This window comes from Luteimonas marina (assembly GCF_007859325.1).
GTDB lineage: Bacteria > Pseudomonadota > Gammaproteobacteria > Xanthomonadales > Xanthomonadaceae > Luteimonas > Luteimonas marina.
In genome coordinates, this window is sequence record NZ_VOHK01000006.1 from 44,946 (window position 1) to 67,056 (window position 22,111).

Genomic DNA, 22,111 nt, shown 5'->3' on the forward strand with positions numbered 1-22,111 from the left:
ATGCTTTCACTCCGGCGCCCTGCCGCACGTCGGCGGGCGCCCCTGGGTTCCGGCGACTCGTCGAACAGGTGGCGGCCTCGTCGTCGGCACCTTCCCTGCAGCAGCCTGCCATCGAATCCGCGAACACTACGGAGGGATCATGACGGTTTGATTGCAGCCGCGTCCCCGCGGACGGCGCCGCGCAACCGTCATATTCGCGCCACATCCCTGCCCTAGAAAGTGCGGTTTGCCTTCGCACTTCCACCTCGGGGATCCCCACCATGAAGAAGAACGCCCTGGCCGCAGGCCTGTCCCGCGCACTCGCCTGCACGCTCCTGCTGCCGGCCGTCGCCTGGTCGCAGTTCGAAACGCCCGACGGCTCCGTAGAATCCGACGCCAAGCAGCTCGACGCCGTCGTCGTGCAGGGCGAGATCGCGTACCGCAACCGCACCAGCGACATCGAGCCGGTGCTGAGCTACGACCTGGAGTACTTCCAGCGCTTCGAGCCGAACACCGTCGGCGACATGGTCAAGCGCCTGCCCGGCGCCGCCTTCGTCGGCACCGACATCATGGAGTTCGACGGCGTGCAACTGCGCGGCCTGGGCGGCGGCTACACCCAGGTGCTGATCAACGGCAAGAAGGTGCCGGGCGCCGGCGACGACCGCTCGTTCTGGGTGGACCGGATCCCGGCGGAGATGGTCGATCGCATCGAGATCCTGCGCAGCAACAGCGCCAACCGATCGGGCGACGCGGTGGCCGGCGCGGTCAACATCGTCCTGCGCGACGCCTACGAGTTCGACGGCAGCTACCTGCGCATCGGCGTGAACCGCTGGTACGACGGCGAGGTGAACCCGACCTTCGGCGCCGTGACCAGCGGCGAGGCCCTGGGCGGCCGCATCCTCGCCGGCATCAACGTGCAGGATCGCTACCGCGCCAAGTTCAAGCGCTCCGACCGGTTCTCCGACCCGTCGATGGAGGAACTGGTCAGCTGGGAGGACCAGACCGAGGTCAAGGACGGCCGCGACTACTCGGGCAACCTGTCCTACACCGCCAACGTCGGCGAGACCGGCCGCTTCAGCATCGACGGCTTCTACGTCAGGACCAGGCGCGACGTGACCGAGGTGTCCTTCGAGGAGGAATACGACGACGGCGAGGTGATCAACGCCGACGTCCCCGGCCTGGCCACCGTCGACCAGAAGAACTGGGGCATCGGCGCCGAGTACCGCTTCGACATGGCCGGCGGCGCCACCGAGATCAGCGTCGACCACGCGCGCTTCGAGGACGACAGCGTCGAGAGCGAACAGGCGCACGCCTACGTCGACGGCGAATGGGACGAATCCGAGGCCGAGATGGAAGGCATCGACGCCAAGGACGCCGAGACCGCGTTCAAGATCGCGCACAAGCGCGCCGTCGGCAGCGCGGAGATGGAGTTCGGCATCGACTACCGCAGCAAGAAGCGCGACATCACCCATACGTTCTACGAATGGGAAGCCGAGGACGAGGGCGACCCCGTGGCCTACGAGCTGGACGGCACCGTCGCCAGCGTGATCGAGGAGAAGCGCCTGGATCCGTACCTCATGTTCTCCGGTACGGCCGGCAGGCTGTCGTGGGAGACCGGCCTGCGCTTCGAGACCACCAAGTCGGACATCCGCTACGTCGAGGACGGCGAAACCGAGGGCGCCGCCGGCAAGGACTACGACGAACTGCTGCCGTCGCTGCACCTGAAGTGGGACCTGACCGACGCCGACCGCCTCAGCCTGTCGCTGGCCAGGAGCATCAAGCGCCCGAACTTCAACGAACTGGTGCCCGCCGTGCTCGACGGCGAGTTCGGCGACAACGACTACATCGGCAACCCGCACCTGGACGCCGAGACCGCCAACGGCCTCGACTTCGGCTACGAGCGCCGCCTCGGCAGGCGCGGCGTGGTCGGCATCAACTTCTTCTACCGCGACGTCAGCAACCTGATCGAGATGGTCAACACCGGCGAGCCGAGCGAGGAAGCGCTCGACGCCTGGGAGGAGATGGTCGACGACGGCGACTACGACACCATCGAGGAGGCCATGGCGGCCGAGCCGGCCGAGAGCTGGCTGTTCACCTCGGGCAACGTCGGCGACGGCAAGGTCTACGGCGTGGAGTTCGACCTGTCCACGCCGCTGGGCGCCTTCGGCCTCGAGAACACCGGCGTGTTCATGAACTACGCCTACGTCAAGTCGAAGGTCGACGACTTCCTGGGCGAACGCCGCTTCAACAACCAGGCCCGCTCGGCCTTCAACATCGGCTTCATCCAGGACCTGCCGTCGGTGGGCGCCAGCTTCGGCGTGTCCTACCGCAAGCAGGGCGATGCCTACGAGCGCATCCTGGCCGAGGAAGTCACCATCAGGTACGGCGAGGACCTGGAGGCCTTCGTCGAGAAGCGCTTCGGCAACAACCTCTCGGTGCGCCTGTCGGCATCCAACCTGCTGGACGCGTCGAAGGACGAGTTCTTCCACAAGTTCGACACCCTCGGCGACCAGATCGCCCGCGACCACGACGAGTACGAGCTGGAAACCGAGGAAGCCGGCCCGAGCTACCAGCTGGTCATGCGCTGGGCGTTCTGAGCGTTGCATCCGGCGGCATCGAAGACGAAGAAGCCGGCGCAAGCCGGCTTCTTCCTTCCTGTCTTCGTCCACTCGAATGGAGGGCGCCGCACTGCCGGCCCCGGTCCGTCCGCCGTCCCCCAACCCCTGTCATTTCGACCGCAGGGAGAAATCTCGTGTCCACGGCGCGGGAAGAAGATTTCTCCCTGCGGACGAAATGACGGTATTTCTTGGGCACACGATGCCCACGTGATCCTCCCGGCCATCATTCCGATGCTGGACGACGGCAGAAGTGCCACCGAACGATCATGCAGATCGGTGCGCAGGACCCGCATCCTGCAACAGTTGCCGATGCCCTTGGTGGCGACACCTGCTTTGATGCAGACTTCCGCCACGCCCCCGCCGCCACGCACCATGAAAACCGTCGAAGTCCGCCACCCCCTCGTCCAGCACAAGATCGGCCTGCTGCGCGACGCCTCGCTCAGCACCAAGGGCTTCCGCGAGCTGGTGACCGAACTCGGCACCCTGCTGGCCTACGAGGCCACCGCCGACCTCGACACCGAGGCCGCGACGGCGACCGGCTGGGCCGGCGAAGTGCAGGTGCGGCGCATCGCCGGCGCCAAGATCACCCTGGTGCCGATCCTGCGCGCGGGACTGGGCATGCTGCCCGGCGTGCTGGCGCTGATCCCCGCGGCCAAGGTCAGCGTGGTCGGACTGCAGCGCGACGAGGAGACGCTGCAGCCGGTGCCCTACTTCGAACGCCTGACCGGCCGCCTCGACGAGCGCGATGCGCTGATCCTCGACCCGATGCTCGCCACCGGCGGCACGCTCATCGCCACCATCGACATGCTCAAGCGCGCCGGCGCGCGAAGGGTCAAGGGCGTCTTCCTGGTCGCCGCGCCGGAAGGCCTGCGCGCGCTGGAGGCGGCGCATCCCGACGTCGAGGTCTACACCGCCGCGATCGACGAGCGGCTCAACGAGAAGGGCTACATCCTGCCCGGCCTCGGCGACGCCGGCGACCGCATCTTCGGCACGCGGGTCGACTGAGCCCGCACGTCGCGCTGCGTTCCACCCGGGATGGGCCAAACACCCCTGTCATCCCGAGCGAAACAATCGGCCTGTCATCCCGATGCCTGGCTCCTTTGGATGCCAGCCTCCGGGGCGATGTCGCCTATTCCGCCGGCGTCAGCGCCTCGATCCCCGCCGCCACGTAGACCAGCGGCGCATTCCAGTTGATCGCGACCTCGTTGCTCGCGTAGCTGCAGTCGTGGTCCAGCCACGACAGCGCCGGCAGCGCGGACGCATACGGGACCGGGCAGTCGCCCGCATCCTGCTGCCGCGGATTGGGGCCGCCCGACAGCCAGCCCGGCACGGGCCCGGCGACGCCGTCCGCCTGCGAGGGCCGGTGGTGCACGTGCATCGGCGTGCGCAGGCCCTGGCCGGTCACGAACGACACGCCCAGCGGATTGCGGCCGAGCACGTAGTCGAGCTGAGACTGCGCCGCGTCGAGGTATTCGCGCCGCGCCGACAGGCGATAGCCCTGCAGCAGCACCATGGCCTGGTTGAGCGCCTGCGCGCTGCTGCCCCAGACGAAATCCTCCGCCTGCATCGCGACGCGCCACGCCGAATCGCGTTCGCGCGCGGCCAGCGCGGCGGCCAGCCTGTCGATGCCTGCGGCGATGCGCGTGCGGGCCGCCTCGTCGGGCAGGCGGTCGCGATGGCGCGCCAGCGACATCCAGCCGAGGCTGCCGACGCTCGCCCAGGACGGCACCGCGGGCGCCTGCGCATGTTGTTCGAATGCGCGCAGGTAGCCGGCCTCGCCGGTGAGCAGGTACAGCTCGGCGGCGGCCCAGGCGAACTCGTCGTCGAACGCGGCATCGCCATAGGCGCCGGTGTGCACGTCGTCCGGCTGCAGGTAGGGGACGTCCGGATCCGCCTGCGCCCACTCCCACGCGCGTTCGGCCGCGACGCGCATGCGCGCCGGCACGCCCGGAAACTGCGCCTCGAAGGGCGCATACACGCGTGAGGCCATCGCCATCACCGCGGCGAAATCCAGCGCCGCGGCGGTGCCCTTCTGCACCACGTAGCGCCGATCACGCGCCGCGTCCGGCATCACCATGCCGTCGAAGCGCAGGTTGGTGAGCTTGTGGTAGACGCCGCCGTCGCCGGGATCCTGCATCTCCAGCATCCAGCGCAGGTTCCACCAGGACTCGTCGAGCAGGTCGGGCACGGCGTCGCCGCTTTCCGGAATGCCGACGTCGCGGCCGCGGAAGAACGCCGGGAAGTCCTCCCACGCCGCCAGCAGCGTGTACATCGTGATCCCGGAATTGACCACGTACTTGTTGTAGTCGCCCGCGTCGTACCAGCCGCCGGGCGCGGAGATCACGCTTCCCGCAGGACGGTTCGCCGAGGCGGCGGACGGATGGATTTCCACTTCCGTATCCGGATGCCCGGCGGCGCGCGCGTAAGCCCCCGCGTGCGCGGCCTCGAGCGCGCTGCCGGCGCGGTTGAAATAGAACGCCTTGAGCGCCGCATCGGCGAGGCCGGCATAGGCCTGCGGCCCGACCGGGAACGGATCGGACGGCGGCAGCCCGTCCACGCGGACGCGGTAGTGGCCCGGCGCGACCAGCGCGCCGAAGTCGGCCACCGCCGCGCTACGCCCGGCCGGCGCCCATGCCGCCGGCTTCGACAGTTCGCCTTCCAGCACCACCCCGCCGTCCCCCTCGCGCACCACTTCGAAGCGGCCGGCGGTCGTGGTTTCCACGATCGCCAGCTTGTTCGCCGCAGGCGCGAAGCCGAGCTGGTTGAGGCGGATCGCGGGCGCGGCGCTTTCGCCGGCCGGGGCATCGCCGGAGATGCCCTGCCCCGCCAGGGACAACAGCACGGCCAGCGCCAGCGGGCGGATCGGGAGACGGAAGGCGGTTCTGGTCATGCCCCGATGCTCGCCGCAACCGGCGCGGCAGGCAAGCGCATGGACAGAAAGACCTGTCATTGACAAAAAAGCCCTGTCATTTCGACCGCAGGGAGAAATCCCGTCTCCGGCGCACGCGAGCGCACGGGGAAGGAAGATTTCTCCCTGCGGTCGAAATGACAAGGGGGCTTTTTCCGAAATGACAGTTTTTTTCGGAATGACAGGCGTCTTCCGGGTCGTTCCCGCATTCGCGGGAACAGCCTGGAAGAGGGGGAGGGAGCGTGGTGGGGAATGCCGGGAAATCGATCCGGCTGGGCCGACGACAAGCGTCGACCCAACCGAATCTACGCTGCTTCCAGCATCTCCCTGCGGAATTGCTCCTATGGCATCCATCCGTGGAGCCGACGCGACCACACGACTGCAACCCTCGGCGATGTCCCCGCGACAAGCAAGCATCCGGAGTCGCAAAAACTGTCAGTATCACTGACACTATCAAAATATTTCCAGCGATTACATTGACTTGAAGAATTTTGCCAACAAGGCTGGACAAGCGATGTCAATATTGATGACATGTCAGAATCACTGAGAACGTACGCCCCTGCAGGCGCGTGCCATATCGAAAACCCACGGAACGAGGCACTGGCATGAAGCTGAGCACACGCGTCCGGACCGCCCGGGTGCGCGCCGGGATGTCGCAGGCGGAACTGGCCGAAGCGCTCGGCGTCAGCCGCAGCGCGGTCGGCAACTGGGAAGCCGCGAAGGGACGCGTCTTCCCCTCCAGCGAGCGCCTCTCGGAGCTGGCGCTCGCCACCGGCGTCTCCTACGAATGGCTGGCCACCGGCCGCGGCACCCCGCAGGCGCCGAACGAAGGCATCCCCGCCGCCGACGCCGAATTCGTGGACGACCCGGTCGAACGCCGCCTGCTGCAGGCCTTCCGCGCCTGCGGCGAACCGTTCAAGCAGGCGGTGCTGCAGATCGTCGAGGCGCAACTGCCGCAGCGCCCGCGGCGCCCGCGCACCGGCGGCTGACGCGCTGCGTCAGAGCGTGTGCACGACCAGCGTCCGCCAGATCCCGGCGAGCGCCATCGCCAGCAGCACGAGGAAGGTCAGCAGCGCACCGCCGAAGCGGCCGAACGAATAGCCCGCCGAACCGCCCAGGCCGATCGCGTGCAGCACGCGTGCCAGCAGCAGCGCAACGCCGAAGGCCCACAGCAGGCCGGCGCGGAAGCCCGACAGCTCCAGCAGCGCCAACATCAGCAGCGCCAGCGGCACGTACTCGGCGAAGTTGGCGTGCACCCGCACCTTGCGGGTCATCGCTGCGTCGCCGCCGGTGCCGACGCCGATGCGATGCGCACGCCGGTGCAACACGACGCGGAGCGCCAGCGCGACGTACAGCAGCACGTGCAGCGAGGCGATGAGCAGGGTAATGCGTGGAATCATGCGGCGTCCTCCCCGTGCAACGGGCGCGCGGCCAGTCGCGGGACCTGATGGATCGTGGTGAAGCGGCCCTTGTCGTCGCGGGCGGGCTGCGCCAGCGCGATGTCGGGATCGTGGGTGAAAAACAGGTGCACGCCGCGCGCCAGCTTGTCATCGAGGAAGTCCTGCTTCTCGTCGATCAGCAGTTCGGGGTTGCGGTCGTAGCCCATCGTGATCGGCACGTGCACCCAGGGCAGTCCCGGCACGAGGTCGGCGCAGAACACCACGCCGCCGTGCGGCCTGCCCTCGCGCAGGTCCGGGCCGGGGATCTCGGCCAGCATCATCCCCGGCGTGTGGCCGTCGCTGTAGTGGAAGCGCACGGCGTCGCCGAGCGAGGGCGCGCGGTCGTCGTCGACGAACTCGACGCGGCCGCTGGCCTCGAGCAGGCCCGGCAGTTCCGGGATGAAGCTGGCGCGGTCGCGCGGATGCGGGTTGCACGCGCGCTGCCAGTGTTTGCGGCCGAGCACGAAGGTGGCGTTCGGGAACAGCAGTTCCGGCGCCTTGCCCGCCGCCCACGGCGCCAGCAGGCCGCCGGCATGGTCGAAGTGCAGGTGGCTGAGGACGACGACGTCGATGTCGGTGTGCTCGAAGCCCGCCTCGCGCAGCGAATCGAGCAGCACGTGCCGGCTTTCGGCGACGCCGAAGCGCTCGCGCATCGTCGGCTCGAAGAACGCGCCGATGCCGGTTTCGAACAGCACGGTCCTGCCGTTGAGCGGCGTGGCCAGCAGCGCGCGGGTGGCGAGGCGGATGCGGTTGGCATCGTCGGGCACGGCCCATTTCGTCCACATCGTGCGCGGCGCGTTGCCGAACATCGAGCCGCCGTCGAGCCGCTGCGAATTGCCTTCGATCGACCAGAGTTTCATGACCGGATTCCGGATTTCATCTCTCGTGATTTCTCCGCTCGTCATCCCGGCGAAAGCCGGGATCCATTGTGCCTTTACGTCAAACGAGTGGAAAAGGCCCGGGCAAGGTCAAAATGGATCCCGGCTTTCGCCGGGATGACGAGCGAAAATACTCCGGTTCAGCGCTTTCCCGTGGATGACGGGCGAGAATACGCCGGCTCAGCGTTTCCCCGCGCCAACCGCCTCCACCGCCGCCTTGCCCACCGGATTGCGCGGGTCGCTGCCGCCGTGCAGCACGTTGTCCGACAGGTCCCACTCGACCGTCTGCAGGTTGCCCCAGACGTGGCTGGAGCCGCGCCCGCCCGCGGCCTCGTCGCCGGGGAGCTTCAGCGTGTGTCCCAGCGCCTGCAGCGCCTGCGCCACCTGTGGCGTGAACGCGCCGCTTTCGGCCTCGATCACGTCCGGCATCCACTGGTGGTGGTAGCGCGGCAGCGCGGCGACGGCCTGGGCGTCGAGCCCGGCGTCGTAGCCGAGGATGCCCAGCAGCACCATGGTGATGATGCGGCTGCCGCCGGGCGTGCCGAGCACGACCACCCTGTCGGCGGACTGCATGAAGGTCGGCGTCATCGAGCTGAGCATGCGCTTGCCGGGCTGCGGCGCGTTGGCATCGAAACCCATCACGCCGAACGCGTTCGGCGTGCCGGGCTTGAGCGCGAAATCGTCCATCTCGTTGTTGAGCAGCACGCCGGTGCCCGGCGGCACCAGGCCCGAGCCGAACAGCAGGTTCACCGTCTGCGTCACCGCGGCGCGGTTGCCGTCGGCGTCGATGATCGAGAAGTGCGTGGTTTCGTCGTCCTCCAGCGGCGTCTGTTCGCCCGACAGCAGGTCGCTCGGCGTGGCCTTCGCGGGATTGATGGTCGCGCGCAGGCCGGCGGCGTAGTCGGCGCTGGTCAGCAGTCGCTGCGGTACCTTCACGAAATCCGGGTCGCCGAGGTAGAAGGTGCGGTCGCGGAAGGCGCGGCGCATCGATTCGGTGACCAGGTGCACGCGCAGCGGCTCGTCGAGTTCCTGCAGCTTCCAGCCCTCGAGGATCTGCAGCATCTGCGCCAGCGCAATGCCGCCCGAGGACGGCGGCGGCGCGGTGACGATGTCCCAGTCGCGGTAGCGCAGGCGGATCGGGTCGCGCTCCTTGACCGTGTAGGCCGCGAGTTCGTCCGCGGTCCACTGCCCGCCCTCGGCGTTGACGCCGGCCACCAGCTTCGCGCCGACCTCGCCGCGGTAGAAGCCGTCGAAGCCTTCGTCCGCCAGCAGTTGCAGCGTGCGCGCGAGGTCGGGCTGGCGGAACAGTTCGCCTTCCTTCGGCGCGGCGCCGCCGGCGAGGAACACCTCGCGCGTGCCGGGATAGCGTTCCATCACCTCGCTGCGCTGCCGGTAGCCGCGCGCGAAGCGGGCGTAGACCGGGAAGCCGTCGCGGGCGATGCGGATCGCGGGCGCCAGCGAGGTGGAGAGCGGCAGCTTCCCGTACTTCTGCGCGACATGCACGAACGCCGCCGGCAGGCCGGGGATGCCCGCGGCCCAGGGACCGTTGATGGCACGGTCGCGGTCGAACTCGCCGTCGGGCTTGAGGTAGCGCTCGGGCGTGGCGGACGCCGGCGACATCTCGCGCGCGTCGACGAACACGTCCTTGCCGGTCTTTGCGTCGTGCAGCAGGAAGAAGCCGCCGCCGCCCAGGCCCGACGAGATCGGCTCGACCACCGACAGCACCGCGGACACCGCGATCGCGGCATCGAAGGCATTGCCGCCGGCGCGCAGGGTCTCGAAACCGGCGTCGGTGGCGAGTTCGTGCGCCGAGGCGATCGCGGCGCCGGGCGGATGCGCGGGCGGCGTGCGCGTGTCGCGCGCCGACAGCGGCGCGACGAACAGCAGGCAGGCGACGAACACGGCGGCGATGGACCTGGACTTCATGCGGACTCCTGCTGCAGGCGGCGCAGCTTGGCGAGCAGCTGCGGCTCGGTTTCGGGATGGTCGGGATCGGGATCGATGCATTCGACCGGGCACACCACCACGCACTGCGGCTCGTCGAAATGGCCGACGCATTCGGTGCACAGCGCCGGATCGATGACGTAGATGGTTTCGCCCTGCGAGATCGCCTTGTTCGGGCAGGCCGGCTCGCAGACGTCGCAATTGACGCAGAGCTCGTTGATCTTCAGGGACATGTGCGCATTGTATGCGCTGCGCCGGGGCGGTCCCGTTCCATGGGCGGAACGGCGATGTGCGGGGAGGGGCGGGCGTCGGGGCGTAGCCCCGACCTATTTCCTTCCGGAGCGGTTCCGGTGGCGGACAGGAGATCCCTCGCCTGCGGCTCGGGATGACCATTTGGCAGCCGCGCCCGCTGTGCGGGCGCGGGCCAAATGGTCACTTGGCTTCGACGAAGCGGTATTCGACGCCGGCGGGTTCGACTGCGGCCTTGACGCGTTCGTTGTTGGCGGTGTCGCCGATGTAGACCACGCGCACGCCCTTCATCGTGTTCGGGGTCACCGTCTCGAAGGCGGCGACCACGAGGTCCGCGGTCTTGGTCGGGTTGAGACCGGCGTAGGCCAGGATGTTGCCCTTGATGATGCCGCGGGCGACGTCGCTCTTGGCCTTGTCGAGCAGGCGGTTGTATTCCTCGGGATCGTTCGGGTTGTCCTCGGCCGGCACGCGGTAGACGAAGGGCTGGGCGGTGATGCCTTCCATGTGCCGCGGCACCTGGTCGTTCAGGTAGGCCTGCCACGCGGCCTTGTCGTCGGTGGTCGGGGCGGCCACCGGGGCCTTCTCGACCGGCGCGGCTTCTTCCTTCTTGCACGCCGCGAACGGCAGCACCAGGCAGGCGGCCAGCATCAACCTGTTCATGAGTTTCATCGCGGTACTCCGTAGTTGGTGTGGGGATGGACGATATCAGCCCGCGCCGCGCCGCCATTCGGCCTGCAGCGCTTCGGCCACGGCGGCCGGCACGAAGCCGGACACGTCGCCGCCGAGCCGCGAGATCTCGCGGACCAGCGACGAGGAAATGAAGCCGTACTGCTCGGCCGGGGTCAGGAACAGCGTCTCGACCTCGGGAATCAGGTGGCGGTTCATGCTCGCCATCTGGAATTCGTACTCGAAGTCGGACACCGCGCGCAGGCCGCGCAGCAGGATGCCGCCGCCCACCTCGCGCACGAAGTGCGCCAGCAGCGAGTCGAAGCCCTGGACCTCGACGTTCGGATGCTTCGCCACCGCCTCGCGCGCCAGGCGCACGCGCAGGTCCAGCGACAGGGTCGGACGCTTGGACGGGCTCGCGGCCACGCCCAGGACCAGGCGTTCGAACAGCGGCGCGGCGCGGTCGACGAGATCGATGTGGCCGTTGGTGATCGGGTCGAAGGTACCGGGATAGACCGCGGTGCGGGTGCGGGCCGGGCTCATGGTCTTGGCGTTCGCGCAGTCGTTGTCCGGAATCGCGGGCAGTGTAGCAGCGCCGACCGGCGCCGTTCAGCCTGCGCGACGGTACAGGGCGTGGCGGGTTTCGCGGCTGCCGCCTTCGCGGTGCAGCGTCCAGCCGGCGCCGGGATCGATGCTGCGTTGCAGCGGGGATTCGACGTAGAGCCGGGCGTCGTCGCCGACCCAGTCGTCGAGCCGCGCCAGCACCTCGTCCCATAGATCGGCGGCGAACGGCGGATCGACGAACACAAGGTCGAAGCGGCCGTGCAGCGGCGCGCGCAGGAACGCCGGCGCGTCGGCCTGCACCACGGTCGCGGCCTCGCCGCCGGGCAGTCGTTGCGCGGTGGCGCGCAGCGACTCGCACAGCCGCGCATCGCGCTCCACCAGCAGCGCCTCGCGCGCGCCGCGCGACAGCGCCTCCAGGCCCAGCGCGCCGCTGCCCGCGAACAGGTCCAGCGCGCGCGCACCGGGCAGCACCGGCTGCAGCCAGTTGAACAGGGTTTCGCGGGTGCGGTCGGAGGTCGGCCGCAGCCCGGCCGCATCGGCCACGGGCAGCTTCGTGCCGCGCCAGCGACCGCCGATGATGCGCACCGCGCCGGGGGGCCTGGCGGCGCTGCGGCCGGCGTTGCGGTTCATCGGGAAGAGGCGGGGGCGAGTGCTAGCATGGCGCCATTCTCGCGCACTCCCCTGCCCCCTTTCGAATGCTCAAGTTCTTCCGCCGCAAGAAGCCCGATCCGGCCGCGGCGCCCGAAGCCGTCGCCGAAGCCACCGATACCGCGGCCGCGGCGGACACGGCGTCGGTTGTGGCCGAGGCCCCTGCCGTCGCACCCGAAGTCGCCGCGCCTGCGCCCGAACCCGCGCCGCCGGTCGAACTCGAACCGCCCACCCTGCCCGCCGCCGCGCCCGGCAAGCCCGGCTGGCGCGAACGCCTGCGCGGCAGCGGCTTCGCGCGCAGCTTCGGCGGCCTGTTCGCGCGCAACCCGAAGCTCGACGACGACCTGCTCGACGAGATCGAGACCGCGCTGCTGACCGCCGACGTCGGCGTCGCCGCCACCACGCAACTGGTCGAACAGCTGCGCAGGCGGATGAAGGCGCGCGAGTTCGCCGACGCCAACGCCCTGCTCGCCGCGCTGCGCGCCGACCTGGTCGCGCTGCTGCAGCCGGTCGCGCAGCCGCTGGCGATCGATGCCTCGGCAAGACCCTTCGTGATCCTCACCGTCGGCGTCAACGGCGTCGGCAAGACCACCACCATCGGCAAGCTCGCGCGCCGTTTCCGCGACGAGGGCCGTTCGCTGATGCTCGCCGCCGGCGACACCTTCCGCGCCGCCGCGGTCGCGCAGCTGCAGGCCTGGGGCGAGCGCAACGGCGTGGCCGTGATCGCGCAGGGACAGGACGCCGATCCGGCTTCGGTCGCGTTCGACGCGCTGCAGGCGGCGAAGTCGCGCGGCGTCGAGGTGCTGGTCGCCGACACCGCCGGCCGCCTGCACACGCAGCAGGGCCTGATGGCGGAACTGGGCAAGATCCGCCGCGTGCTCGGCAAGCTCGATCCGAGCGCGCCGCACGAGGTGCTGATGGTGATCGACGGCACCACCGGCCAGAACGCGCTGTCGCAGCTGCGCCAGTTCCATGCCGCGGTCAACGTCACCGGCCTGGTCGTGACCAAGCTCGACGGCACCGCCAAGGGCGGCGTGGTGTTCGCGCTGGCGCGCGAGTTCGGCATCCCGATCCGCTTCGCCGGCATCGGCGAGCGCCCCGAGGACCTGCGCGTGTTCGATGCGCAGGCCTTCGTCGATGCGCTGCTGCCGGAGGCGCTGGGCGGGTGAACGCCGCATCGGGCCAGGCCGGAACGCCGCGGGCGCGCCGGCGCTGGCTGCGATGGCTGCTCGTGCTCTGCGCACTGCCGTTCGCGCTGCTGTGGCTGGTCGTCTGGATCGCGCTGCCGCCCGAGCGCGTGGTGCCGATGGTGCTGGCGCGGATCGGCGCGGCGATGAACCTGGAGATCAGCGCGCAGGGCGATCCCTCCTCGCAGCTCGGCCAGCATCCCACCTTCGTCGTGCGCAACGTCGTCGCGCGCGAACCGGGCGCGGCCACGCCGCTGCTGCAGGCGCGGCGCATCCTCGTCGCGCTGCCGTGGAGCACGATCCGCAGCCTCGGCGACACGCTCGACCTCGTCCGCGTCGAACTCGATGCCCCGGTGCTGGACGTACCGGCGCTACGGCATTGGCTCGCGTCGCGGCCGCCGTCGGAAACGCGCCTGCCGACGCTCTCGGACGGACTGCAGGTGCGCGCCGGGCGCGTGGACGGCAACGGCTGGCGGATCGAGGCGCTGGCGCTGTCGATCCCGCGGCTGCACCCCGACCAGCCGCTGCGCGCGCAGGCGCAAGGCCGCTACGTGGACGCGACGCTGCAGGCGCCGTTCGACCTCGCCGCCACCCTCGCGCGGCCAGCCAGCGGCCGCGGCTTCGGCCTCGCCGGCCGCATCGCGCCCGAACGCGACGGCTGGCGGCTGCCGGCGTGGGTCACGCTGTCGGGTGCACTGCACTGGACCGATGCGATCGCCCTGCTGCCGGCGAAGTTCGGCGCCAGCGTGCGCCATGTGTCGGGCGCCACCGAGGTCCCGTTCGCGATCGGCGTGCACGGCCCGCTGCGTTCGCAGGACGGGGCGTGGACGCTCGTGCCCGCCAATGTCGCCCTGCGCGGCGGCGGACTGGTGCCCACGTTTGACGCACGCGGCCGGCTCGCCTACGGCCAACGGCTGCTGCTGGATCTCGATGGCCGCATCGCGCAGTGGCCCGCGGACTGGCCTGCGCTGCCGCCACCGCTGGGCGCGTCGCGCGAACCGCTGTCGGTATCGCTCGCCTATGCCGGCGCGGCCAGCTTCAGCGACCCACTGCAGCTGCGCGTCTCACGCAACGACCCCGCATCAAGTATGGGGCAGGTTCTGCGCTTCGACGGCCACCTCGAGCTGCCTGCGTTCGCCGCCTGGGCCTCGTCGGGCATGCAGGACTCGCCGCTGCCCCCGCTCACCGGCCGACTGGAGACACCGCGCATCGAGGTGTCCGGCGCGCAGCTCGAAGGTGTCGTCATCGAGTTCGAGGAAGGCCCCGACAAAGCGTACGCGCCAGTGCCATGAACGCCGCCACCGACAACTTCGCCCCGCACCTGCTGCAATGGTTCGACGTCTCCGGCCGCCACGACCTGCCCTGGCAGCATCCGCGCACGCCCTATCGTGTGTGGCTGTCGGAAATCATGCTGCAGCAGACCCAGGTGCGCGTGGTGGTGCCGTACTTCGAGCGCTTCGTCGCCGCCCTGCCGGACGTGCGCGCGCTCGGCTCGGCCTCGCTCGACGAGGTGCTCGCACTGTGGTCGGGCCTGGGCTACTACGCCCGCGCGCGCAACCTGCACGCCGCCGCGAAGCAATGCGTTGACCTGCATGGCGGCGACCTGCCGCGCGACTTCGACGCTCTGCTCGCCCTGCCCGGCATCGGCCGCAGCACCGCCGGCGCGATCCTCGCACAGGCCTGGGGCGAGCGCGTCCCGATCCTCGACGGCAACGTCAAGCGCGTGCTGTGCCGCGTGCACGGCGTCGAAGGCTGGCCCGGCACGCCCGCGATCGAAAAGCGCCTGTGGGCGATCGCGCAGGACCACGTGCACGCCGTGCCCGCGGGGCGCATGGCCGACTACACCCAGGCGCAGATGGATTTCGGCGCCACCCTGTGCACGCGCCACGAGCCGGCCTGCGTGCTGTGCGTGCTGCAGGACGACTGCGTGGCGCTGCGCGAGGGCATGGTCGACGCGCTGCCCACGCCCAAGCCCGGCAAGCCCCTGCCCGAACGCCACGCGCTCGCCCTGCTGCTGCGCGACGCCGACGGTCGCGTGCTGCTGCAGCGCCGGCCGCCGACCGGCATCTGGGCGACGCTGTGGTCGCTGCCCGAACACCCGGACCACGACGGCGCCCGCGCCTGGTTCGCCGATCACGTCGGCGACGGCTACGACGAAGCCACGGCGCTCGACGCCATCGCCCACGGCTTCACACATTACCGGCTCACGCTGCAGCCACTGTCGTGGCGCGGAATCGCGCTGAAGGCAGCGGTGCGTGACAATGACGACCAGCGCTGGGTCCCGCGCGAGGCCCTGACCTCGCTCGGTATCCCCGCCCCCATCCGCACGCTGCTGGAACAACAACTCCCGTAGGAGCGCCTTCAGGCGCGATGCTCTTCGCGGGTTCCCGCATCGGGACGAAAAGCATCGCGGCTGAAGCCGCTCCTACAATGCAGCACCGCACTTCCGGAACGAACGCCATGCCCCGCACCGTCTACTGCGACTACGAACAGCGCGAAACCGAAGGCCTCGACTTCGTGCCCTGGCCCGGCGAACTGGGCAAGCGCGTGTTCGCGCACATCGGCAAGGCGGCCTGGGCCGCATGGCTGGCGCACCAGACCATGCTGATCAACGAGAACCGGCTGTCGCCGCTGGACCCCAAGCACCGCGCCTTCCTCGAAGACGAGATGCAGAAGTTCCTGTTCGGCGGCGGCGCCGAAAAGCCCGCCGGCTACGTGCCGGAAGCCGACAAGAACGCCGGCTGAAGCCCCTCCTGCAATCCCCTGTTGCCGCGCCTACGGCGCTTCCTTCGCCGCCTCGCGCTCTTCCGCGCGCGCCTCGCGCAGCTCCTTTTCCGACGTGCGCAGCGTCTTCACGTCCAGCGGCCGGATCTGGCCGATGTGGCAGGGGATGTTCATCGACCCCGGACTGCGCACCATGACCTTGTCGAACCGCGCGTGGACACGATTCATGTTGCTGGTCAGGCCGATGACCGGCGTGGATGACAGGTCCATGCACGGCCCCTGCAGTTCGAGCAGCCAGGCTTCCCCCGGCCGGGTCCACACCGCGAGCGCGCTGTCGCCCAGCGAGGTCCAGCCGTTGATGCTGCCGAAGTAGCTGAAGTTGTCCACCGGTTCGCCCGCATGCGCCCGGTAAAGCGCCAGCTTCTCGGCGTCGCCGAGCTTGCCTGTGCTCGCGCATCCGGCCAGCGCCAGCATCGCGGCCAGCGTGACGGTGGTCAGCGTCGTGGCGTTCATCGTCGTCTCCTGCCGTCGGCGATCCGTGTACGGAATCGCATCATGCGCCCGCGCGCGGCTCAGCCGAAACCCGGCGGAATCGCGGTTCAGCGCATGGTCGGCATCGCCGCCGCCGGACGCGGATGCGACAATGCCGCCATGATTCCCGGCCACCAGAACGCATGACGCCCGGCCCGGCCCCGCAGGACCCGGCTTTCGATGCGGTCATCATCGGCGGCGGCGCGGCGGGCGCGCTGGTCGCGATCCGCCTGCTGATGCGGGACGGTCCCGCGCCGCGCATCGCGATCGTCGAGCCCGACGCCCTGCTGGCGCGCGGCGCCGCCTATTCGACCGACGGCCCCGAGCACCTGCTCAACGTGGTCGCCTCGCGCATGAGCGCCATCGCCGAGGAGCCGGACCACTTCGTCCGCTTCCTCACGCACGACCGCCCGGAAGCGGACGCCGCAACGCTCGCCGACGCCTTCGCCCCGCGCCGCGACTACGGCCGCTACCTGCGCCATACGCTCGACTCGCTGCCCGCGCGCGATGCGCTGGTGCACCTGCGCGATCGCGCGGTCGACGTCGAGCGCAACGACGACGGGCACAACGTGCACCTCGCCTCGGGCGCCCGGCTTCGCGCCGCGCACGTCGTGCTCGCGATCGGCAACGCACCGCGCCCCCTGCCGGGCCACCTGCGGCACGAAGGCATGCGCCTGGCCGAGGCCTGGGACTACGACGCGGTGCGCGGCATCGCGCCCGATGCCGACGTCTGCATCCTCGGCTCCGGCCTGAGCATGGTCGACGCCGCGCTCAGCCTCGCCCAGGCCGGGCATCGCGGCCGCATCCGCGTGCTTTCGCGCCACGGCCTGATGCCGCTGCCGCATACGCGGACGGGATCGCAGCACGGCGACGGCGTCGCCGACCTGCTGCCGCTCGGCGTGCGCGCGCGCTGGCGCCGGCTGCGCCAGCGCATCGACGAGGTCGTCGCCGCGGGCGAACCCTGGCAGTGGAGCTTCGACCGCCTGCGCCACCACGGCGAAGCGCTGTGGCGCTCGCTCGACGACGGCGAACGCCGCCGCTTCCTGCGCCACGCCGTGCGCTACTGGGACATCCACCGCCACCGCATCGCGCCGCAGGTCGCCGCGATGCTGGAACGGCTGCAGGCTTCCGGCCAGCTCGACGTCATCGCCGGCCGCCTGCGCTCGATCACCGCCGCGCCCGAAGGCGGCAGCTGCGTCCACCACCGCCCGCGCCACGGCGCCCGCGACCACATGCTGCACGCCGACTGGATCATCAACGCCACCGGCGTCGAAACCAACATCGACCTGCGCCCCGGCGAACTGCTGCAGGCACTGCGCGAACGCGGCCTGATCATTCCCGGCCCGCAGGGCATCGGCATCGCCACCACCGGCATCGGCCACGCCATCGACCGCCGTGGCCGCCCCGACCCGCGCCTGATGGCGCTGGGCGCCATGCGCATCGGCGACCTGTGGGAAAGCATCGCGATCCCGGAACTGCGCGTGCAGGCGCGGCAGATTGCTGGATTCATCCTGGGCGAGTAGGACTCCGCGGGCGACGCCGCCGGGCATCGAGCGATGCGATCCGCCAGAGGGTCGTTGCGGACCGCCATGCCACCGGCGCCGCAAAGCCCCCGATGTCATCCCGAGCAGAGCGAGGGATCTCCTGACAGGCGAACGCGATCTCAGCCACACGCCCCGACGATCACCGCCATCCCACCCACGACAGGCACGCGCACGGCCGTCGGCCGCCCCGTCTCCACATAGCGCCGCGACGCCAGCGTATGCGCCTGCTCGATCGCCTGCAGCTTGGTCGCGCAACTCAACGCCGCCCCTTCCCCCCTCACCAGCCAGCCATCACCGGAAGCCTCGACCTCGATCAACTCACGAACCATTCGTCGGCACCTTCGCCAATGGGGAGAGGTGCCCCGGCCGGCCATGACTGCTTCCGCGAATCGTGGCCTGCGTCCGTGCAGCGGCATCTTCCATTGCGCGCTGCCGGGGCAAGCTCAGGTTGCCGCGCGCAACCCGCCCGCACCGTCGGCCGCGGGTGCCTCCGCGTGTAGGAAAAGTCCCAATCCTCCGACGGGAAACGCCACCGGTGTGCACGCCCCTGCTTCCGTGCCGGCCTGTATGCTTCAAAGCAAAGGGGGGACAGGTATGCCGTTGAGCCTTAACGAAATCAGGGATCGCGCCCGCGCCTTCGCCAAGGGGTGGTTCGGCACCAGGTCTGGGGGCATCGCCTCCCTTCCCCCGAAGGCGAAGGCGAAGGCGAAGGCGAAGCAGCCACGCAATCACAAGGAGAGACATGCATGAACTGGCAGTTGTTCATTGGTCACGCGGTCTTCCTTGGATCGCTGCTCATCACCATGATCATCATCCTTGCGTTCAAGTTTCTGCGCAGAAAGCGGCAACGGCGTTCACCTCTGCATGGCAAGACGATCGGAAACCTGCCCGGTCAGCAATTGCTGGAGCGCATTGACAAAGCGAGTGAGGAAACTGGCTTCGGCGTCGACCTCATGATCCTTGCGTTGCCGATGCTTTTCCTGATCTGGGCCACGCTGCGAATCAACTGGACACAGGTTCGATTTGGTGCGGTCGAACTGATCTTCGTTGTCGGATGGCTGCTGTTCTTCGGATACGGCTTCCGGCAATACCAGCACCACTCCAAGCTCAGGGAGCAGGCCCGCGACGGACTGCTCGCGGAGCGCGTGACCGGATTGCAACTGAATCGACTGGTCGCGCACGGCTGCCTCGTACTCCACGACCTGCCCTGCGGCGAATACAACATCGATCACATCGTCATTGCCCCACGTGGCGTCTACGCCGTGGAGACGAAGTCCTTTCGGAAACCGAAGCAGGTGAATCCCGGCACTCCCGCCAAAGTCGAATTCGACGGCGACGCGCTGAAATTTCCCGACTTCTCCACACGCAGCCCGATTGAACAATCCCGGCGCCAAGCAAAGTCCCTCGCCGGCATCCTGCGCGATGTGCTGGGCGACTCCGTTCGCGTAGACCCCGCCGTCGCCCTCCCCGGCTGGTGGGTGGAGAAGACCGAAACCGGCAAGGTTTCAGACGTGTTCGTGTTTACCCCAATGGGCCGTGGATGCGAATGGTTCACCTATGGCGATGAAATCATCCCAACAGCGAAGCGCAACCTGATCGCACAGGCGCTGGCAACGAAGTATCCACCCATTGCCCAGTAGTTCGTCGCGCCACGCCCTTCGTAGCTCTGACCACTCATCAGATCCCGCTTCGCGTCCACGGGGCCGCGATATCGGTGACGCCGCGATAGTTCCTGACACGAAGCCCCGGCAAGAGGGCATCCCTCCCGGTACTCCGCTCCGGAAAAGTCGTCCGACTTTCGCAATACGCCACGATGGCATCGGCATGGCCAATGACCGCAGCCGACGCCCCAGCATCCGGTACAAAATGCTACCTGGGACGAGTAAGCACCGCGAGAGCCGTACCAAGTTGCAAATCCCGAAAAGCAAACGCCCCGCAGGGCCAAAAGCCTTGCAGGGCGCGCATTTACGGCTGCCACCGAATGGTCGGGGAGGCTATCCCATTGTCGCCTGCAGGCCAGTAGTGATGCGGGTCGCCGCCGGACCCGCCAGTCCGTTGCCCCCATAGTTGCCCCCACCTGCACGCCCCTTGGCCGCCCAAGGTCAGGGGCTGGCGCCTCACCCTTTGCAGAGCTCCAGGCGGTCGCGAGCGCGCTGCTCGGCCTGGGCGTAGTAGCCAAGCGCGGCGTCTTCGGGGATCGCGCGCACGCTCGCGAGGTACTGATTCCAGCAGCGGTCACTCTTCGGGGCGAGATGCTGCACGGGCTTTCCTACCACCGGCGCTGGCGGCCACCCCGTCTCGGCGAAGGCGGCAGCCTCGGCGCGCGCGATCAGGGCGGCATTGCTTAACGTCTGGTCTGCGTCTAGTCGCTCCAACTGGCGCTCCATGGCAGCCCGTCGGGCCGGGTCGCTCAGAAACTCCGCGTTCTGCGACCTCCATGCATCGATGTCCGCGTCCCACGCAACCTGAACGTCACCGCCTGCCGCAGGAGCCACGGCGCCCACCTGCTGGAGTTCGTCCCATGGTGGCCGCGCCTCAGACGATGCTGGCGGTTGTTGCTGCGCCGGTATCGGCGCCACGCCCGGTGACGCTTGGCGAAGTGCGCTGCTGCTCGCCATCTGGCTCAGCACGATCCCGACGAATACCACCCCGGCACCGGCGATCAGCACCAGTAGCCGGCCCCCAACTCCTGCCAGCCCCCACAACTTGCCGAGACCCCACGCAAGCATCGCTGCCAGTGCCGCGCCAATCATCGCGCCGGCCACGCCACCGAGAACTGTGGCCATGAACGCCTTCATGCCGAAGAAGATGACGAACACCATGCCCACGATGCCCAACCATCCGCGATCTCGCGCCACGGCGTCCGGAGACGAACCCACCTTGGACTCCATCATGTGCCCCCTTTTGATTCCAAACCCCGCTCAGCGATAGCGCTTGTTTCCACTTCGCGTAATGCAATAGCGACCGCCCCGAGGCCCGATGCAATTCGTGGACCCTGAGCAAGGACAGCTTGAGCCGAATCTCTGCGGCACCACTCGCGCCGGCCTGACTGGCGTCGCAGCAACTCGATGCCAGCAGTTCGTCGTGGCGCAGGTATATCGCTCCGCTATCCAGCCCGTGCGCGACGTGCCGGCCGAGACCTTCACCCAACTCCCTTCACGGTCATCGACCGAAACCTGCGTCCCACGAGACAGCCGGCCAAGCACCGCACCATTCGGCGATGCCCGGTAGTTCAGCGAATCGGCATCGACGTACCTGACCTCGACCGGTTCCGGCAGCGGCGCGGGCACATGTGCGAGCGACGTCGGCTGGACCGTCGAGATGGGTGCCGCGTCCCGTTCGGATTTACTCGACTCGCCCGAGCATCGCCCAAGCAGCCAGACGGCTACCAACAGCAGGACGACCGTCCCCACGGACACGCCTTGGGCTCCACTGGAGTTCCGCCCCATTTTTCCCTCCCCGCCGCCCCCACGGCGACTGCGAAGGTAGTACCGGCCGCCAGGCCGGTCAAACGCCGCTGGCGTCCGCGCGCCGCAGTGGCCGAGTGGAAATGCAGCGGACTGCAAATCCGCGTACGCCAGTCCGCCGCCCTACGAGCTGCGCACTATCTGAACCTATCTGCCGGTAGCCGGGATCCGGAACGGCTTCGCCCGAGCCGGAGTGGTCGCGACGCGCTGCATGCGCGGGGCCTGCCCCTCGAGCGCGGCCCGCTGCTGTGGCGGCGCGATACTGCCCTTCGCCGGCACGATGACCACGCCCACGATCGTCTGGGCCGGCGCGTCCTGTTTCCGGTCCGGATAGGCGTTCAGCAGCTTCAGCGCCTTCTCGATCGCGCCCAGCTTGTCCCAGAGCGTGATCTTCACCTTGTCGCCAAGCTCGACGCCGGCCACAGTGCGGGCGGTGTCCTCGTCCAGCATGCTCAGGTTCTTCAATGCCCCGTTCGCCTCGAACAGCGCGCGCGGGTCGCTGAAGCAGATCCGTTCCAGCTCCTTGGCCAGTCGCTCGACGGACAGGGTCGTCGTCTCCATGACCTGCTGGCGGTATCCCTGCAGGTACTCCTGCATCCGCTTCGTTGCGAGCAGCCGGCAGGCGTTGTTGGCGATCGCAGCCGCGGTGCCTTTGTATCCGGCACGGCGATAGGCGGCCGACGCATTGAAGTCGGTCAGATACTCCTGGGCGAACCGCATCTGCTGGTCGGTCAGTCCCGTCGCCTTGTCCCGCTTCGCCACCGT

23 protein-coding genes are annotated in these 22,111 nt (G+C 69.1%); 10 read left to right on the forward strand and 13 right to left on the reverse strand.

The window, feature by feature from the left end; translation table 11 throughout:
• The first annotated feature begins 260 nt into the window (after positions 1-260).
• Positions 261-2,576 (forward strand): TonB-dependent receptor plug domain-containing protein, encoded by a 2,316-nt coding sequence (locus FQY83_RS14070; RefSeq protein ID WP_146388610.1) that lies wholly within the window; start codon positions 261-263, stop codon positions 2,574-2,576.
• A 393-nt stretch (positions 2,577-2,969) separates the two neighbouring features.
• Complete coding sequence (gene upp, locus FQY83_RS14075; RefSeq protein WP_146388611.1) at positions 2,970-3,602, forward strand: uracil phosphoribosyltransferase; 633 nt, start codon at positions 2,970-2,972, stop codon at positions 3,600-3,602.
• 124 nt (positions 3,603-3,726) lie between these two features.
• On the opposite strand, the gene FQY83_RS14080 is transcribed toward upp, so the two are convergent.
• Entirely contained in the window at positions 3,727-5,487 is a 1,761-nt protein-coding gene (locus FQY83_RS14080; RefSeq protein ID WP_146388612.1) for a glycoside hydrolase family 9 protein, read from the reverse strand.
• A 623-nt stretch (positions 5,488-6,110) separates the two neighbouring features.
• Between FQY83_RS14080 and FQY83_RS14085 the strand changes: the two genes are divergently transcribed.
• Positions 6,111-6,494, forward strand: coding sequence for a helix-turn-helix transcriptional regulator (locus FQY83_RS14085; RefSeq protein ID WP_146388613.1), 384 nt, complete (start codon positions 6,111-6,113; stop codon positions 6,492-6,494).
• Between the two features lie 9 nt (positions 6,495-6,503).
• Here the strand turns inward: FQY83_RS14085 and FQY83_RS14090 are convergent, their stop codons facing one another.
• The 7 genes from FQY83_RS14090 to rsmD all read right to left on the reverse strand — a co-directional run bounded on the left by FQY83_RS14090 (position 6,504) and on the right by rsmD (position 11,875).
• Positions 6,504-6,905, reverse strand: coding sequence for an MAPEG family protein (locus tag FQY83_RS14090; protein ID WP_146388614.1), 402 nt, complete (start codon positions 6,903-6,905; stop codon positions 6,504-6,506).
• Complete coding sequence (locus FQY83_RS14095; protein ID WP_146388615.1) at positions 6,902-7,804, reverse strand: MBL fold metallo-hydrolase; 903 nt, start codon at positions 7,802-7,804, stop codon at positions 6,902-6,904. Before FQY83_RS14095 ends, FQY83_RS14090 begins: the two co-directional genes overlap by 4 nt.
• A gap of 198 nt (positions 7,805-8,002) precedes the next feature.
• Positions 8,003-9,748: a gamma-glutamyltransferase gene (ggt, locus tag FQY83_RS14100; RefSeq protein WP_146388616.1), complete on the reverse strand. Its 1,746-nt coding sequence runs from the start codon at positions 9,746-9,748 to the stop codon at positions 8,003-8,005.
• Positions 9,745-9,999, reverse strand: coding sequence for a YfhL family 4Fe-4S dicluster ferredoxin (locus FQY83_RS14105; protein WP_146388617.1), 255 nt, complete (start codon positions 9,997-9,999; stop codon positions 9,745-9,747). Before FQY83_RS14105 ends, ggt begins: the two co-directional genes overlap by 4 nt.
• A gap of 199 nt (positions 10,000-10,198) precedes the next feature.
• Positions 10,199-10,684 carry a hypothetical protein gene (locus tag FQY83_RS14110; protein WP_146388618.1) on the reverse strand — a complete coding sequence of 162 codons (486 nt, stop codon included), beginning with the start codon at positions 10,682-10,684 and terminating at the stop codon, positions 10,199-10,201.
• A gap of 36 nt (positions 10,685-10,720) precedes the next feature.
• Entirely contained in the window at positions 10,721-11,224 is a 504-nt protein-coding gene (coaD, locus tag FQY83_RS14115; protein ID WP_146388619.1) for a pantetheine-phosphate adenylyltransferase, read from the reverse strand.
• Between the two features lie 66 nt (positions 11,225-11,290).
• A complete protein-coding gene (gene rsmD, locus FQY83_RS14120) occupies positions 11,291-11,875 on the reverse strand; it encodes a 16S rRNA (guanine(966)-N(2))-methyltransferase RsmD (RefSeq protein ID WP_146388620.1) in 585 nt (194 codons plus the stop codon).
• Between the two features lie 65 nt (positions 11,876-11,940).
• On the opposite strand from rsmD, the gene ftsY reads away from it, so the two are divergent.
• The 4 genes from ftsY (at position 11,941) to FQY83_RS14140 (ending at position 15,825) form a co-directional block, all read left to right on the forward strand.
• Entirely contained in the window at positions 11,941-13,062 is a 1,122-nt protein-coding gene (gene ftsY / locus FQY83_RS14125) for a signal recognition particle-docking protein FtsY (RefSeq protein ID WP_146388621.1), read from the forward strand.
• The gene (locus FQY83_RS14130) at positions 13,059-14,372 is read left to right on the forward strand and encodes an AsmA family protein (protein ID WP_146388622.1); all 1,314 of its coding nucleotides are present in this window, start codon (positions 13,059-13,061) and stop codon (positions 14,370-14,372) included. The genes ftsY and FQY83_RS14130 overlap by 4 nt, the downstream gene beginning before the upstream one ends.
• A complete protein-coding gene (mutY, locus tag FQY83_RS14135; RefSeq protein WP_146388623.1) occupies positions 14,369-15,433 on the forward strand; it encodes an A/G-specific adenine glycosylase in 1,065 nt (354 codons plus the stop codon). Before FQY83_RS14130 ends, mutY begins: the two co-directional genes overlap by 4 nt.
• A gap of 107 nt (positions 15,434-15,540) precedes the next feature.
• Positions 15,541-15,825 carry an oxidative damage protection protein gene (locus FQY83_RS14140; RefSeq protein WP_146388624.1) on the forward strand — a complete coding sequence of 95 codons (285 nt, stop codon included), beginning with the start codon at positions 15,541-15,543 and terminating at the stop codon, positions 15,823-15,825.
• 30 nt (positions 15,826-15,855) lie between these two features.
• On the opposite strand, the gene FQY83_RS14145 is transcribed toward FQY83_RS14140, so the two are convergent.
• Positions 15,856-16,317, reverse strand: coding sequence for a DUF6491 family protein (locus FQY83_RS14145; protein WP_146388625.1), 462 nt, complete (start codon positions 16,315-16,317; stop codon positions 15,856-15,858).
• 42 nt (positions 16,318-16,359) lie between these two features.
• Here FQY83_RS14145 and FQY83_RS17915 point away from each other — a divergent pair, with 42 nt between their 5' ends.
• Both FQY83_RS17915 and FQY83_RS14150 read left to right on the forward strand, forming a co-directional pair.
• The gene (locus FQY83_RS17915) at positions 16,360-16,482 is read left to right on the forward strand and encodes a hypothetical protein (protein ID WP_272952464.1); all 123 of its coding nucleotides are present in this window, start codon (positions 16,360-16,362) and stop codon (positions 16,480-16,482) included.
• The gene (locus FQY83_RS14150; protein ID WP_158636518.1) at positions 16,479-17,858 is read left to right on the forward strand and encodes an FAD/NAD(P)-binding protein; all 1,380 of its coding nucleotides are present in this window, start codon (positions 16,479-16,481) and stop codon (positions 17,856-17,858) included. Before FQY83_RS17915 ends, FQY83_RS14150 begins: the two co-directional genes overlap by 4 nt.
• Before the next feature lie 140 nt (positions 17,859-17,998).
• Here the strand turns inward: FQY83_RS14150 and FQY83_RS14155 are convergent, their stop codons facing one another.
• Positions 17,999-18,208 (reverse strand): hypothetical protein, encoded by a 210-nt coding sequence (locus FQY83_RS14155; RefSeq protein ID WP_146388627.1) that lies wholly within the window; start codon positions 18,206-18,208, stop codon positions 17,999-18,001.
• A gap of 417 nt (positions 18,209-18,625) precedes the next feature.
• On the opposite strand from FQY83_RS14155, the gene FQY83_RS14160 reads away from it, so the two are divergent.
• On the forward strand, positions 18,626-19,519 hold the full coding sequence (locus FQY83_RS14160; protein ID WP_146388628.1) for a nuclease-related domain-containing protein: 894 nt from the start codon (positions 18,626-18,628) through the stop codon (positions 19,517-19,519).
• Between the two features lie 477 nt (positions 19,520-19,996).
• On the opposite strand, the gene FQY83_RS14165 is transcribed toward FQY83_RS14160, so the two are convergent.
• The 3 genes from FQY83_RS14165 to FQY83_RS14175 form a co-directional block, all read right to left on the reverse strand.
• Positions 19,997-20,773, reverse strand: coding sequence for a Tim17/Tim22/Tim23/Pmp24 domain-containing protein (locus tag FQY83_RS14165; RefSeq protein WP_146388629.1), 777 nt, complete (start codon positions 20,771-20,773; stop codon positions 19,997-19,999).
• A gap of 27 nt (positions 20,774-20,800) precedes the next feature.
• Positions 20,801-21,328 (reverse strand): SH3 domain-containing protein, encoded by a 528-nt coding sequence (locus tag FQY83_RS17990; protein ID WP_146388630.1) that lies wholly within the window; start codon positions 21,326-21,328, stop codon positions 20,801-20,803.
• A gap of 165 nt (positions 21,329-21,493) precedes the next feature.
• The gene (locus FQY83_RS14175) at positions 21,494-22,108 is read right to left on the reverse strand and encodes a terminase small subunit (RefSeq protein ID WP_146388631.1); all 615 of its coding nucleotides are present in this window, start codon (positions 22,106-22,108) and stop codon (positions 21,494-21,496) included.
• Between the last annotated feature and the right edge of the window lie 3 nt (positions 22,109-22,111).

Excerpts from the sequence above, each read along its gene's own strand:
- FQY83_RS14080 (WP_146388612.1), bottom strand. The coding sequence starts at position 5,487 with ATGACCAGAACCGCCTTCCGTCTCCCGATCCGCCCGCTGGCGCTGGCC.
- FQY83_RS14105 (WP_146388617.1), bottom strand. The coding sequence starts at position 9,999 with ATGTCCCTGAAGATCAACGAGCTCTGCGTCAATTGCGACGTCTGCGAG.
- ftsY (WP_146388621.1), top strand. The coding sequence starts at position 11,941 with ATGCTCAAGTTCTTCCGCCGCAAGAAGCCCGATCCGGCCGCGGCGCCC.
- FQY83_RS14110 (WP_146388618.1), bottom strand. The coding sequence starts at position 10,684 with ATGAAACTCATGAACAGGTTGATGCTGGCCGCCTGCCTGGTGCTGCCG.
- mutY (WP_146388623.1), top strand. The coding sequence starts at position 14,369 with ATGAACGCCGCCACCGACAACTTCGCCCCGCACCTGCTGCAATGGTTC.
- FQY83_RS14155 (WP_146388627.1), bottom strand. The coding sequence starts at position 18,208 with ATGGTTCGTGAGTTGATCGAGGTCGAGGCTTCCGGTGATGGCTGGCTG.
- FQY83_RS14140 (WP_146388624.1), top strand. The coding sequence starts at position 15,541 with ATGCCCCGCACCGTCTACTGCGACTACGAACAGCGCGAAACCGAAGGC.
- upp (WP_146388611.1), top strand. The coding sequence starts at position 2,970 with ATGAAAACCGTCGAAGTCCGCCACCCCCTCGTCCAGCACAAGATCGGC.
- FQY83_RS17915 (WP_272952464.1), top strand. The coding sequence starts at position 16,360 with ATGCGCCCGCGCGCGGCTCAGCCGAAACCCGGCGGAATCGCGGTTCAG.
- FQY83_RS14085 (WP_146388613.1), top strand. The coding sequence starts at position 6,111 with ATGAAGCTGAGCACACGCGTCCGGACCGCCCGGGTGCGCGCCGGGATG.
- FQY83_RS14165 (WP_146388629.1), bottom strand. The coding sequence starts at position 20,773 with ATGATGGAGTCCAAGGTGGGTTCGTCTCCGGACGCCGTGGCGCGAGAT.
- ggt (WP_146388616.1), bottom strand. The coding sequence starts at position 9,748 with ATGAAGTCCAGGTCCATCGCCGCCGTGTTCGTCGCCTGCCTGCTGTTC.
- FQY83_RS14150 (WP_158636518.1), top strand. The coding sequence starts at position 16,479 with ATGACGCCCGGCCCGGCCCCGCAGGACCCGGCTTTCGATGCGGTCATC.
- FQY83_RS14090 (WP_146388614.1), bottom strand. The coding sequence starts at position 6,905 with ATGATTCCACGCATTACCCTGCTCATCGCCTCGCTGCACGTGCTGCTG.
- FQY83_RS17990 (WP_146388630.1), bottom strand. The coding sequence starts at position 21,328 with ATGGGGCGGAACTCCAGTGGAGCCCAAGGCGTGTCCGTGGGGACGGTC.
- FQY83_RS14145 (WP_146388625.1), bottom strand. The coding sequence starts at position 16,317 with ATGAACGCCACGACGCTGACCACCGTCACGCTGGCCGCGATGCTGGCG.
- FQY83_RS14160 (WP_146388628.1), top strand. The coding sequence starts at position 18,626 with ATGAACTGGCAGTTGTTCATTGGTCACGCGGTCTTCCTTGGATCGCTG.
- rsmD (WP_146388620.1), bottom strand. The coding sequence starts at position 11,875 with ATGAACCGCAACGCCGGCCGCAGCGCCGCCAGGCCCCCCGGCGCGGTG.
- FQY83_RS14095 (WP_146388615.1), bottom strand. The coding sequence starts at position 7,804 with ATGAAACTCTGGTCGATCGAAGGCAATTCGCAGCGGCTCGACGGCGGC.
- FQY83_RS14070 (WP_146388610.1), top strand. The coding sequence starts at position 261 with ATGAAGAAGAACGCCCTGGCCGCAGGCCTGTCCCGCGCACTCGCCTGC.
- coaD (WP_146388619.1), bottom strand. The coding sequence starts at position 11,224 with ATGAGCCCGGCCCGCACCCGCACCGCGGTCTATCCCGGTACCTTCGAC.